The 13303-nt window shown below is 44.5% G+C and carries 13 protein-coding genes; 8 read left to right on the forward strand and 5 right to left on the reverse strand.

Annotated features, from left to right (window positions below):
* The first annotated feature begins 311 nt into the window (after positions 1-311).
* The 4 genes from Cabys_RS04520 to Cabys_RS04535 all read left to right on the forward strand — a co-directional run bounded on the left by Cabys_RS04520 (position 312) and on the right by Cabys_RS04535 (position 2991).
* On the forward strand, positions 312-1040 hold the full coding sequence (locus Cabys_RS04520) for a helix-turn-helix domain-containing protein (RefSeq protein ID WP_006928970.1): 729 nt from the start codon (positions 312-314) through the stop codon (positions 1038-1040).
* Between the two features lie 37 nt (positions 1041-1077).
* Positions 1078-1956: an XrtA system polysaccharide deacetylase gene (locus Cabys_RS04525; protein ID WP_006928971.1), complete on the forward strand. Its 879-nt coding sequence runs from the start codon at positions 1078-1080 to the stop codon at positions 1954-1956.
* A 45-nt stretch (positions 1957-2001) separates the two neighbouring features.
* Entirely contained in the window at positions 2002-2478 is a 477-nt protein-coding gene (locus Cabys_RS04530) for a sigma-54-dependent transcriptional regulator (protein ID WP_006928972.1), read from the forward strand.
* Between the two features lie 81 nt (positions 2479-2559).
* Complete coding sequence (locus Cabys_RS04535; RefSeq protein WP_006928973.1) at positions 2560-2991, forward strand: secondary thiamine-phosphate synthase enzyme YjbQ; 432 nt, start codon at positions 2560-2562, stop codon at positions 2989-2991.
* A 3-nt stretch (positions 2992-2994) separates the two neighbouring features.
* Here the strand turns inward: Cabys_RS04535 and cmoB are convergent, their stop codons facing one another.
* From cmoB to Cabys_RS04560, 5 genes are all read right to left on the reverse strand, one after another.
* A complete protein-coding gene (gene cmoB, locus Cabys_RS04540) occupies positions 2995-3975 on the reverse strand; it encodes a tRNA 5-methoxyuridine(34)/uridine 5-oxyacetic acid(34) synthase CmoB (RefSeq protein ID WP_006928974.1) in 981 nt (326 codons plus the stop codon).
* A complete protein-coding gene (gene cmoA, locus Cabys_RS04545) occupies positions 3972-4694 on the reverse strand; it encodes a carboxy-S-adenosyl-L-methionine synthase CmoA (RefSeq protein ID WP_006928975.1) in 723 nt (240 codons plus the stop codon). Before cmoA ends, cmoB begins: the two co-directional genes overlap by 4 nt.
* 213 nt (positions 4695-4907) lie before the next feature.
* Positions 4908-5213 (reverse strand): thioredoxin family protein, encoded by a 306-nt coding sequence (locus Cabys_RS04550; RefSeq protein WP_006928976.1) that lies wholly within the window; start codon positions 5211-5213, stop codon positions 4908-4910.
* Complete coding sequence (locus tag Cabys_RS04555; protein WP_006928977.1) at positions 5210-7054, reverse strand: TIGR03545 family protein; 1845 nt, start codon at positions 7052-7054, stop codon at positions 5210-5212. Before Cabys_RS04555 ends, Cabys_RS04550 begins: the two co-directional genes overlap by 4 nt.
* Positions 7051-7578 (reverse strand): TIGR03546 family protein, encoded by a 528-nt coding sequence (locus Cabys_RS04560; protein WP_006928978.1) that lies wholly within the window; start codon positions 7576-7578, stop codon positions 7051-7053. The genes Cabys_RS04555 and Cabys_RS04560 overlap by 4 nt, the downstream gene beginning before the upstream one ends.
* Before the next feature lie 71 nt (positions 7579-7649).
* Here Cabys_RS04560 and Cabys_RS04565 point away from each other — a divergent pair, with 71 nt between their 5' ends.
* The 4 genes from Cabys_RS04565 to Cabys_RS04580 all read left to right on the forward strand — a co-directional run bounded on the left by Cabys_RS04565 (position 7650) and on the right by Cabys_RS04580 (position 13295).
* Positions 7650-8018 carry a hypothetical protein gene (locus Cabys_RS04565; protein WP_044281196.1) on the forward strand — a complete coding sequence of 123 codons (369 nt, stop codon included), beginning with the start codon at positions 7650-7652 and terminating at the stop codon, positions 8016-8018.
* Complete coding sequence (locus Cabys_RS04570) at positions 8015-9601, forward strand: IS1182 family transposase (RefSeq protein ID WP_006928979.1); 1587 nt, start codon at positions 8015-8017, stop codon at positions 9599-9601. Before Cabys_RS04565 ends, Cabys_RS04570 begins: the two co-directional genes overlap by 4 nt.
* A 235-nt stretch (positions 9602-9836) precedes the next feature.
* Complete coding sequence (locus tag Cabys_RS04575) at positions 9837-10805, forward strand: Gfo/Idh/MocA family oxidoreductase (RefSeq protein WP_006928980.1); 969 nt, start codon at positions 9837-9839, stop codon at positions 10803-10805.
* A gap of 957 nt (positions 10806-11762) precedes the next feature.
* Positions 11763-13295 carry a c-type cytochrome gene (locus Cabys_RS04580; RefSeq protein ID WP_006928981.1) on the forward strand — a complete coding sequence of 511 codons (1533 nt, stop codon included), beginning with the start codon at positions 11763-11765 and terminating at the stop codon, positions 13293-13295.
* The last annotated feature ends 8 nt before the right edge of the window (positions 13296-13303 follow it).

Consider the following 13303-nt stretch of genomic DNA (forward strand, 5'->3'; position numbering starts at 1 on the left):
TAAAGGCCTCGATGGTCGCTCCCGCGCTGATGTACGGGGAGATTGATCGCGGCGATGGCAATTGTCCAAATAATTGCAGGCGCAGTTTATTCTTTTTGAATTGAAGGATAATCGCTCAGGTAAGGGATGTTCTGGTCATAAAAAATTTATTTTTCGGCGTGGTGTTGCGGTAGCGCAACAAAAGGCGTGCAGGCCGGCGCACGCAGTGAATATTTCTTAATAAAAATCATTCGATTAAGTTGCATAAGTCACAATAATTAACTTCACTTCTATGTAAAATTGGTTTAAATTAACCAAGATGAGCTCTGTTTATGTACAAAATTCTTGTGGATATTGATGAACGCTTCTTGTTGGACGAGTGTCGCGCTGTTTTTTCAGAGTTTGGCGAGGTGGAGCTTTTGGTTCAAAAACCGTCGTCCGGGAATAATAATACCGTTTCCTTCGACGCGCTTTTTTTTATTAGTAATCGGCTTAATTCGGAAACATTAACCAGGCTGGAAATCTATCGTAAGCAGTATCCCAAATTCCCCCTTGTTTTTTACAATCATTCCTTAATGTTGGACGACATGGCGCGGGAGCTACCGCAAAAAAATCTTTATTTGATTGTCGGAGATGAACGCAAATGGCATTTGAGGCAACTGGTTAAGCGCATGCTCAAAATGCACTGGCGTCGGTTGCCCTACAAAGAACTGGGCATCGATTTCGACAATTTGTCCGAGAGGATGAAAAAGGTGCTTCAATACATCGAAACCTCTGAGTTTGAGAAGTGTGATATTTTCCACATCGCCGATTTTTTACAAATTACGCCCAGTTATTTCAGCCAGATTTTTAAGGCAGAAACGGGCCAGTCCTTTCGTAGTTTTATGCAGCGCGTTTTGAATTACTACGAGAATTTATTATTTTTAGACTGGGGGCTGGAAATAAAAAAGGTTTCCAGGATGTTAGGGTATAGTGAACTGTCCAGTTACAGTCGTTCATTTAAAAACCGAAAAGGGCAGTCGCCGCGGGCGTTTGTAAAATTACAATCGCGCCGCAACTAACTTTTTAATCTATCACTAACGCTGAGATCTGTTTAATATGAAAAATGTATTGACCGTTGATGTGGAAGAGTGGTTCCATCCCGAAGCTTTACAAAATCAATTTCCAATGGATTCCTGGCCCGATCAAAAAAAGCGCCTCGAACCGTTAATCGAGCGCTTATTGGAAGCATTCGATGTTCATCGGGCGCGCGCCACCTTTTTTGTTCTGGGTTGGGTGGCGGAACAGAATCCTCAGATTGTAAAAAAGATTGTGGCCGCGGGTCATGAGATCGCTTCTCACAGCTATGCGCATCGCATGGTGACGAAGATGAGCCCGGATAGTTTTGACCAGGATCTGAAGAAGTCCATACGTGTATTGGAAGATATTGCCGGTGTGCGCGTCAAAGGATTCCGCGCGCCGACGTTCTCCATCACCGGGCAGAACTTATGGGCTTTTGATGTGTTGGCTCAAAACAATCTGGAGTACGATTCATCCATCTATCCTATCTGGCACGATCGTTACGGCATGCCGCACGCCCCCCGCACGCCCTTTATCTTCGAAAGCGCAGGGGGCAAACCTATTGTTGAATTTCCCATGCCAACCATCCGTATTGGCAATAAAAACATCCCCTTTGGCGGCGGAGGATATTTGCGGTTGCTGCCCCTGTGGTTTACGCAATACGCCATTAAAAAATTTAATCGGGAAGGCCACCCGGCCATTATTTACATGCATCCCTGGGAGTTCGATTCCGATCAGCCGCGCGTGCCATTGGGTAGGCTTCAAAGTTTACGCCATTACGGAAGAATTAAACGCAACTTTAATAAACTGGAGCGTTTATTAAAACAATTTGAATGGATGGCCATGGAAGATTACCTTACCTTACTTAAAAAAGAAGAAAAATTGTCCGTAAAAAAATTAAACCTTATTACTAAATGAACCGATAACTGTAATTGGGAAAAATAATGAATGGGGTAAAATTCAATGAGTGAAACAAGACATATCCTGGTTGTTGATGACGAGCAAGAAGTGCGGGATACACTTTACAATGTTTTAAAAAGTCTCGATTACGTACCACACGTGGCCGCGAGTGGTAAAGAAGCGCTGGAGATCATCAAAAATGAGCGGATCGATGTGGTGCTGTCCGATTTGTACATGCCAGAAATGGATGGTATTGAGCTTTTGAAACGCGTAAAGGCGATGAATAGCAAGGTTGTCTTCCTCATGATTACCGCGCACCCCACCATTGAAACAGCCGTTGATGCCATAAAAAAAGGCGCTTACGATTATCTGACCAAACCGTTTCATATTGAAGAGGTGCGGCTTAAAATTAATCGGGCGCTGGAACGCAAAGGGATGGCCAGTTCTCTCAAAACGGCTAACGGCATCATCTGGGCTTTGATTTTTTCCATCCCCCTGTGGTTGATTCTGGGGATTATTCTGGCCAGACTTTTAAAATGATCCGCTAAAATTTTTAGATTTCTGTCCATTATTTAATTATATTCAGCCAACCTTCATGTACATTTTGACGGAGGAAGCCGGATGCCCGTTTCTGTTTGCCATGGTTGGGTAGAAGTACGTACCAAAGGCTTTAACGATATTATCAACATCACGCCTCAGGTGCGGCAATTTGTCAAAGAAAAACATCTTAAAGAGGGACAACTTTTAATTTTTATTAACGGTTCCACTGCGGCCATCAGCACCGTCGAATACGAACCGGGATTGCTGCAGGATATTCCTGAGATGATGGAAAAGATTGCGCCCATGAACCGCCGCTACCATCACGACGACACCTGGCACGATGGAAACGGTTACGCCCACCTGCGATCTACCCTGACCGGCACATCCTTTACCGTTCCGGTAATCGACGGCCAGCTGGTCTTGGGAACCTGGCAGCAGATTATTCTTCTGGATTTTGACAATACCAGTCGTCAGCGGCGCGTTGTTCTGCAGTTCGTGGGCGAAATGGAATAGAACTCAGGGACGTTTTGCAAGAAATATGGCGCGCCGGGGACGCGGATAGCCTTCAATGGTGTATTTATTATCTGCGGGATTTAAAAAATCCGGCAACGATTCGAATTGCATCCAATCTGTTGACCGCTGTTCGTCAGTCGTCGTTAGGCTAACATCAATCAAGCGAATATCATGAAAGCCCGCTCGTTTTAGCCAGTTTTGCAAGGTAGGCGCAGACGGAATAAACCAGACGTTGCGCATTTTGGCGTAGCGGCCTTGCGGCACCAATACCTGCCCGTTTTCTCCTTCGATAACCAGCGTTTCCAGCACCAGTTGCCCGCCAGATTTAAGCAATCCTTTGAGTTTGAACAGATGATCAAAAGGAGAACGTCGGTGGTAAAGCACGCCCATGGAAAAGACCGTGTCAAAACATTGTAAGCTTTCAGGTAGGTCGTCGATGCCCAGGGGCAAAACCTGTACAGCCGGGTCGTTGATGTATTTTTGCATGGCGGCAAACTGGTACACATATTTTAAATAAGGATCAATGCCGATGACCAGCCGTGCGCCGGCTCCGCGCATGCGCCAGCAAAAATATCCGTTGCCGCTGCCCACATCCAGAACAAGACGTTGCCGCAGCGGTTCGATATGGTCTTTTAAGCGCTCCCATTTCCAATCGGAACGCCATTCGGTGTCAATGAATATATCGAAAAAAGAAAGAGGCCCTTTGCGCCAGGGGTGCAGGCGTCGCAACAATTTTTCAAGATGGTCTCTGGTCTGGTCGTCCAGATCGTCTTTTTTCCCGATCTGAATTACCGCTCTGTTTAAAGCGATTTGCGAAGGGCGGGCGGAGGGTAAATGGGCGATGATCTCTTCCCACCCGGCGATGTCCCGGTTGCCTGCCGGCTGTAAGGCCCGTTTAATTTGTTGCGCCAGCGTGTCTTTCCAGGCGCGGGGGATTTCTTCAAACTCTGTAAGCAAATCCAGAAAAGCGGTGTAGTCGATCATTTAATAGCCACCATGGAAATAAAATTTAAATTCTGGTACCACTGGTAACATTTGCTAAAACCAAGGGTAAGCAAACGTCGTTTGTGTGTATTAAAAGGTTCCGGCACAAGCACATTTTCCAGAGCGCTGCGTTTCTGGCTGATTTCCAGGTTGCTGTAGCCGTGCGCTTTTTTAAAAGCCAGGTGGAGCGCTTCTTGAAAAGCCTGCTCTTCATTGTCGTCAAAGATGGTTTTTTCGGAAATAATTAAGATGCCTCCGGAAGTCAGGCCCTCAAAGATTTTTTGCAGGACAGAGGAGCGTTCTTCCGGTGGAAGGAATTGTAAGGTGAAATTTAAAACCACCACAGAGGCATTGACAATCTTTATGTGACGAAAATCGGCGCAAACTAAATGAACGGGCGTATTGGCGTTTTTTAAATATTGCTTGCTTTCGCGGATCATGGCCGGCGAATTATCAACCGCAACAATCCGAACGCCCGGCCTGGTAATGCCGTTGCTCATGGCCAGGCTGGCGGCCCCCAGCGAACTCCCGAGGTCGTAACAGCGCGTATGGGGCTGAACATGATAGGCCGTAAGCAGGCTGATGCCCTGTAAAATTTCGTTGTAACCGGGCACGGAGCGGCGAATCATATCCGAAAAGACGCGCGCCACCGTCTCATCAAAGGTGAAGCCGCTGATTTGTTCCAGCGGGCGGGAATAGATGTCGTCTTTCTTTTCCATTCTTTTGGGCCTGTTAATTTTAACTGGGAAAATATAGTAAATATTGGAATAAACTAAAAGAGCAGTTTGCAGTATTTACTGGACAATAAGGTTTTAAATATTTTGAGCGACAAGAAGACTCGGTGGAGTAAAAAATTGCTTGCAAAGAAAACATGGCCAATGAAAAAATACTGATGGAAAACCTTCGCCCCTACTCACGGCCGCAGTTGAGATTTAATAGGCAACCATGCGCTTTAATTCATCTTCAAAATCCTGCAGCGACATGTAACGGTTAAGACGTTTATATTCGCGCCCATCCACAAAAATAATAATGGTCGGCACGCTGAATACCAGAAATTGGCCTCTCAATTCCGGGGCTTTTTCAATATCCACATATTCGAAATGAACAATGTCGAATTGCTCGCAGATTTGCTGCACCTGTGGCCGCAAAACCTTGCAAACGTTGCACGATTCCGTAGAAAAATAACCAACAACGATGGAATGCTTGTTTAATAATTCATGAAATTCATTTAGTGTCATTTAAACAACTTCTTCAATTTTTCTTGCACATTTTTGCCTGTTTTTTTCTTTTCTTTTTCGATGCGTTGTTTGATTTCGTGTTCCCGTTTTTTTAATTCTGCTTCTACTTTGCGCAATTCGCTTTCATATTTTTGCAATTGTTTTTCCAGCTCTTTCTGGTGGCGGGCGACAAAAGTTAAGAACCGCTGTTTAGAAGGATCGGTTTTCTTTTTAATTTCGGCTTCCAATCTTGCTTTGGCCTTTTCCGCTTCGGCGCTTAATTTCTCTTTGAGTCGTCGGGCCAGCGCCTCGTCCGCATTAGAATTTAGCTGTATCTTCCAGCGACCGGCCTGTCCGCTGATTTTTGCTTTGATGGTAAGTGTTTTAAGGCTGCGAAAAACGTCCAGCGTCAATTGCTGGGCGTAATTGAGTTTTTGGTTTGCAGTGGGCGTCAGTTCGAGCCCTGTGGCCAAAAAGCGGATTTCCGTTTTTACCGTGTCGCCGCTAAGCGTCAATTGTGCTTTTAGCGTTCCGCGGCCTTTTTTTACCGTAAAAGGAAAATAAGGCGAGTCGCTAATTTGCGTGTTGTCCAAAGAAAATCCCTGATAAAGCAAATCAAATGTTTCGTGGGGTACATCCTTGAGATAGTTCAGTTTGCCATTTAAAACGAAGGATCGGTCGCCGGCGCTTTGCCCGGAAATTTTAATCACCGTCGGGCGGTGGATAAAACGCTGATCGGAAACAATGTCTAAAATTTGCCCGGCCAGCTGAAGGTCGTCGTGCGTTTGCCCGGAAAGGCGTATTTGCCTGATCCAGAAATCGGGCCGTCCATGGGGCGAGTAAAAATAGATATCCTGGCCTTTAAAGCGCGGCGGATTTTCCTTTTTAGGCGCGTCCGATTTCAATCGGGTTAGATAACGGCGGCCGGTTTGTACGTAGCTCAAATAATTTTCCAGGCGATGGATCAGAGTTTTGCCGAACAGCAGTTGACCGATATTACGGCGCGTAATTTCCGGAATACGGGCTCTGGAAAGCGCCCGTCGGTAGTCCTGTTCAATCCAGCGCTCAACCTGCGCCACACTGGTTTGCAGACTCTGCAACTCTTTTTGCAGGGCGGTTTCCGTGGCGCGGATGGAGTCGGAAAGTAAGGCGGTTTTTTTCTTTACGCTATTCAATGTGCTCAGCGTTTTTTGCAGGCTTTTTAAGGTTTTGATGTTTTTAATATCAAGCTTTTTAATTTGCGCTTCGAGTTCTTTAAAATCCTGCTCATAGCGGGCGTTTTTTAACTTTTTGTTCCATTTTTCAAAAGATTGATTTAACGCCTTTTGCAGCGAATCAATTTTGCGCGGCGATTCAAACTGGAGCAGGCGGATCAGGCTATCGACGTTTATTTTAGCGCGAGCGTCGCTTAATGAAAGACCTGCGTTTTGTTCCATGTTCTGCGCCACGCGTTTTAATGATTTACTGATGATATTGTCTGCCTTTTTTTTACCAATCGGCTTTTCAGGTAGCGCGCCGTCCGTCTGGCGAGGCGTATTGGTTTTAAAATCACTTATCTGAAAGTTTTCTACAATGATTTTTTTAGAAAGCAAAGGCCAGAATTCAAAGTTGAGCTCGCAGGCGCCTGTTTCAAAAAGGTTGCGCATGGTGTTGCGAGGATTGGTCACGCGCAATCCATTGAATTTTAGATGCGAACCAAAAAATGAAAAATCGAGATCGTCGATTTCAACCCTGGCTCCCACAAGGGCGCTGCCGCTTGCTTCCAGTTTGGCTTCCAGCCAGCGATCGGTAAAGATCATGCTGAGCGCTAAAAACAAAACGACCAGCGCCGCTAACAAAATAACACCTTTCCAGCGTATCATCCCTGCCTCACCGCCTGTATTTTTTTGTAAATCGCATAAAATTTAGTTGATTTAAGTAACTGAACAATTTTTAACTGCTGAATTTTAGGGTCGAGCGTTTTGCGGTAGTAAATGACAAAGAGTTTAACGCCAAATGTCACGGGCAAAAATAAAAGCAGGCTTACGGCCAGGCTGCCCATTACCACAGTGTTGTTGTAGCGACTCAGGGCAATAATCGGAAATTGATAAAAGAAAGTCCACAGCCCATGTAAAGCGGGAACATCCACTAACAGAAAATAACCCAGGCTGTGAAAAAGCGGATCTAACAGATAAGCCAGACCGCTAAACAGGGCAAACGAAAAAATGACGCTGCCCAGATTCACCTTAAAGATGATCACGATTAAAATTACCAACACATTGTGTAGCGTGAAAAACGGCGTCAATCCCAAAATCATGCCCAGACTAAAGCCCACGGCAATTTGCGCCGGCGTATCATCCGAGCGTAAAATTTTGAGAATTTTAGCGAGAATTTCCAGGCCGAACATGCAATCTCCAGTGTAGTTTTGTGAATTATCAAATATAAAGGAAAATAGGAGTAGAAACAAGAAATCTCCCCATGAAGCGCGTCTTTTTTATCCAGGGCGGCGAGGCGGCGATCAAAAACATTTTCGCAGGGATAAAAACAACCACAGAGAACACAGTGAAGTCACAAAGGCGCAAAGAATGTTTAAAATTAAAAATAGTTTCAGTTGCCCTCCCCCTCTTGATCTCCTTTTCCAAGAATAAAAGTCTGGGAGAAGGGAGCGCTGAAAGTGGACAGTTGCCATTCAACCATTCAACTAATCAACCATTCAACCAATCCAGCAGCACAAAAATTTTCAAATCCCGCCAGGGAGGCTGTTGCAAATTCAGTTTGAGTAAAATTCAAAAAATTTGTAAATTCTGGGCGACAGATAAAACAAGTAATAACAAAGGAATTCCATGAGTTTTATTACTTATAATCGCTCACAAATGAATCTCTTTGGCTATAGTGTGGAAGATTTTGCCAGAGACGATCCAAAGAGTCGATTTGTAGTGGAGTTGGTTTCGCGCCTTGATTTAAGTGCACTTTATTCCCGTTATAGTTCACAAGGCGGTGATTCTTATGCCCCAGACATGATGCTTGCCTTATGGTTTTATGCTTATAGTAACGGCATTACCAGCACCCGTAAGCTGGAGGAATTGTGTAAATATGATACGCGCTACATTTATATCACTGGGAATCAGCATCCGGATCATAGTACATTAAGTCGTTTTCGCAAGGCACATTTGGATTTATTAGACCAATATTTTGTAGAGATACTTTTAATTGCCCAGGCCGAAGGCATAAGTAGTTTCAACCAGATAGCCATAGATGGCACGAAAATCAAAGCGCACAGCAGTAAGCGTCATGGCTACACTGAGGATCAATTAGACAAACGTATAGAGAAGTTAAGAGCAGAGATCAAGCAATACATGCAGCGCTGTAATTTTGTAGAACAGGGGGCCACGGATGAATTAGATTTAGAAACTCTTCGAGCGGAGAAAGAACGGCTTGAGCGCTTAGAGAAAGAGATATTAGAACGTAAAGCCCAATTGAAAGAGCGTAAGAAACAGCTCAAATCAGAACACCGTTCAAGACATCAAATAAATGTAAAAGAGCCGGATGCCCGCATGATGCCTTCGGTGGATGGACCGGGCTATAACGCACAATTAGGCGTAGATATGTCCAGTCATTTAATAGTAGCTCATGAAGTCGTAAGCCAGCCCAACGACCAGGGTCAATTCATACCGATTCAAGAACAAGTAGAGAAGAATCTTGGTTCAGATGATAAGCGATCTTACACGGCCGATTCCGGTTATCACAATAGCACAGACCTAAAAGAATTGGAAGAAAAGCAGATCGATGCCGTAATAGCCGATCCCCAGTTATCCAATCGTTCGATAAAGGAGACACCGACCTCCAAGGAAGAATTGCAAAAAGAAGAAAGAAAACTAAAACGAAGTGATTTTGTGTATCATGAACAGGGAGATTACTATGAATGTCCGGCGGGTAAGAAGCTTTTTCCAGTTGAGAGGAATAGCGAACGGATCGTATATCGTTCCAATGATTGTCAGGACTGTCCCTTAATTAATTTATGCATTTCCAGTAAAAAGAAAGTTAAGCAAATCCATCGTTCAGTTAATGAGAGTTATTGCGAACGTATGGCGAAAAAGTTACAAACTTCAGCGGCGCAGGAACGACTAAAGAAGCGTTCGGTGACAGTTGAACCTGTTTTTGGTAATTTGAAGCATAATTTAGGCTATCGTGGATTTTCCTTATCTGGTCTTAATAATGTTCGTAGTGAATTTACGTTAATGTGTATTGGGCATAATATTAATGTTCTATTTAAAAATATGTTAGGGAAACGTTTAGCAGCGTTTATAAAAGCATCACAAGAAAAAGATGATCTATTAATTTTATTTTCAAAGAATATTTTGGCATTTTTAATTCTATATTTTGCCCAACGTTTAAGAATGAGAAAAAATTATCAATATCGGAGAATATAAACATTAATTCCTCCCCCCCCCCATGCAACAGCCTCCAGGGAGGTACTAGATCTTTAGAAGGAAGTATCCTAAAAAGGCTGAAATTCGCTGTGCGTAATGCTTGTTATTTTTGAGGTGATTCATTATATTCAAAAGGCATGTATTTTTAGATTCTTAAGTCAAACGCATCATTTTCAAAATTTGAAAAAGTTTGATTAAACGGAAATCATTTGTATGGAAGGCATCAGGAGGATAGATGAAAAACTTTGCACTTATAGGGGCCGCCGGTTATATCGCTCCACGTCATTTAAAAGCCATTAAAGAAACCGGAAACCGATTGGTCTGCGCAACGGATCCTGCAGATTCGGTTGGCATTCTGGATTCGTACTTTGATGATGTTGATTTTTTTGTTGAGTTTGAACGTTTTGATCGCCATGTGGAAAAATTGCGCCGTATCAACAAAGGCGATGAGATACATTACGTAAGCATCTGTTCACCAAATTACTTACACGACGCCCACATTCGCTTTGCCTTGCGTGTGGATGCCGACGCCATTTGCGAAAAACCGCTGGTGCTCAATCCGTGGAATTTAGACGCCCTGGCCGAGCTGGAAGAGGAAACAGGGCATCGGGTGTACAATGTGTTGCAGTTGCGATTGCATCAGACCATTAAAGACTTACGCGAGCGGATTTTGAAAGCGCCCGCGGATAAAAAGTATCCTATCGATTTAACGTACATTACTTCGCGCGGCAAGTGGTATTTTTATAGTTGGAAGGGAAACATCGAAAAATCGGGCGGCGTGGCAACCAATATTGGCATCCATTTTTTTGACATGTTGAGCTGGATTTTTGGTAGAGTGCAGCATCTGGAAGTACATCATTCGGATCGAAAGAAGGTGGGCGGTTTTATTGAACTGGAACGCGCTTACGTGCGCTGGTTCCTTTCGCTGGACAAAAACGATTTGCCGCCGCAGGCAGTGCAGGCCGGGCAGCGCACTTACCGCAGTATTTTGATCGATAATGAGGAAATGGAATTTTCCGGCGGATTTACAGATCTGCACACGGTTGTTTATCGCGATATCCTGGCCGGGGGCGGATATGGTATCGAAGATGCACGCACTTCTATCGAATTGGCCTACCGCATCCGCCATGCGCAGGTGGTACCCGCGGAAAAAGAAAAAATGCATCCCCTGTTGTTAAGAGCGCTGGGAAAAGCAGGCAAATGAATTCGATTGCCAAACACCTGTGGCAGCGCAACAGCGAGTAAAAATTTAATTACGGTTATGCACGAACCAAAGATGGTCGGGAGTTAGAAGTATTTAAGTTTTTTAAACAGGTAAAGAATTCGAATATTTTTTAGAAAAAGTAGAAAGCTTCAGAGCAAAGAACGGTCTTAAGAAGTGCTTATTGGGCGTGGAATCCATGGATAGATATTGTTTTGCGCTCATTTTTTATCTACACCGAAGGGATATGAGATTGTCCAGCTAAATCCGATGCATATCAAGCGCAATAGTCGCAGTAAAAAAGAAAAAAAGGCCCAAAGGTAGAAAGGGATGGGCAGCGCCAGGGCTTTAACGGTCTTATTCAGAAAGATATTAGCCATCATTTTTGCATTAGTAAGAGATGATAGCCTATACATAGAAGGCAATAGAAAATCCAATAAAGCAGCCTAAAAGCAACAATTTAAGATATGGCGGGAAGACCTTCAGATCCCCCATAAAAGCATACAATAGTAGGACCTTCGGCATTTAACGCTGTAAGGCATTATAGCCTACTTTCACCCATTCCCCTGTTTAATTATTTAACCATTCAACCGTATGGATACTTCACTCCGGGGGTGGTTCAAAAGCGAAATTAAATGCATAGTTATTTAAAATCATGGAAAATCTTACATTAGCCCTCACCCCCTGCCCCCTCTCCCGAAAATCGGGAGAGGGGGAATTAAAGGGGGTGAGGGAAAGAAATAATTTATAAAAATACATTGTCTTTGACTTTTGGGACAGCCCCTCCATTCAGAATGACCGGCCGATGACTCTTTACCTCTTACACTCTAAACTCTTTCCCTCTATATTTCCCATTCTTACTTTTTTTTAGTTTTTTTATCTTTTGATATTTGAATTTTATTAAAATAATGCCTATTATTTTTTTAGAAAAAATTGTTAAACTTTTCATGTGGAGGGCGCATGAATTATCCGGTGTGGGAAGTCGCCTTTGGCTCTGGCCTTGTAATGGCCGTTGTATCGGTGGTGCATGTTTTTGTGTCGCATTTTGCGGTTGGCGGCGGTCTTTTTCTGGTGCTAACCGAACACAAAGCCTATCGGGAAAACGATGCCCGCTTGTTAGAATGGCTCAAAAAGCATACGCGCTTTTTTGTGCTGGTTACGGTGGTCTTTGGCGCGGTAACCGGCGTTGGCATCTGGTTTACCATTGGCCTTATTCAACCCACAGCCACCAGCAATCTGATTCACATCTTTGTCTGGGGCTGGGCCATCGAATGGGTTTTCTTTTTTCTTGAAATTACAGCCGCCTTGCTTTACCTGTACGGCTGGCAGAAAGTGGAGCGAAAACTTCATCTCATTTACGGCTGGATTTATTTTGTCACGGCGTTTATGAGTATGGTGGTGATTAATGGTATGGTCAGTTTTATGCTTACGCCCGGCGACTGGCTGCAAACGCACAATTTCTGGGACGGATTTTTTAATCCCACCTACTGGCCTTCCTTATTTACGCGCTTTTTATTTTCTCTGGCCTTAGCCGGAATTTACGCCCTGTTTACGGCTACCCTGCAAAAAGACAAAGTCTTACGCGCTAAAATTGTGAAATGGAGTCTGGGCTGGGTAATTCCCGCTTTTATTCTGGTAGCGCTTTCTGCCTGGTGGTACCGGGGCGCCATTCCTGAGGATGTCTGGTTGTACGCCAGGGGAGTAATGCCCACCGCGACCTTTTACTTAAAGTTGATGATTATTTTCGCCGTACTGACATTTGTGCTTGCGGCACTGGCCTATTTAAAAGCGGCCCGTTTGCCGTTTGCCTTTGCCGTTGTCATTACTCTTACCGCATTTGTAACCATGTGGTCGTTTGAGTTTGTGCGCGAAGCCATTCGCAAACCGTATGTTATTTACGATTATGTTTACGGCAATTCGCTGTATGTCAGGCCCATACCCGGCGACGACGGGTTTAACACGGAAAACCTGCAAGAAAAAGGAATGTTGCAGACAGCCAAATGGGTTCAGCAGCGCGAAATCAACGAACAGAATATGGAACAGGTCGGAAAAGAAATTTTCCGTCTGCAGTGTATGAGCTGCCATACAACGGAGGCTTATCGCGGCGTAAAACAGTACATCGAAACCTATCAATGGGATGAGACGGTCATTGCCGAAATGTTGCGCGGCATTGAGCTGATGGGCAGGGGAATGATGCCACCCTTTGCCGGAAACGATCAGGAACGCCTGGCCCTGGCGCGCTACCTGGCGAACCTGACCACACAGGTAAAACCGCTGTCGCTAAGAGACGGGCAAAAACTGTACGCCAGCTACTGCGGGGTTTGCCACCGGAGCGCTGCGGATGAGCCGGCCGTGGAGTTTTTTAAGGAACTGGAAAAGGAAGAGGCCATGGAAATACTGGATAATTTACCTGACCTGATGGAGCAAATGCCGGCCCTGAAGTTGAGCCCGCAGCAAAAGCAAACCCTGTATGAGTGGTTGAAAAATCGATAAAATTTTTC

This window comes from Caldithrix abyssi DSM 13497 (assembly GCF_001886815.1).
GTDB lineage: Bacteria > Calditrichota > Calditrichia > Calditrichales > Calditrichaceae > Caldithrix > Caldithrix abyssi.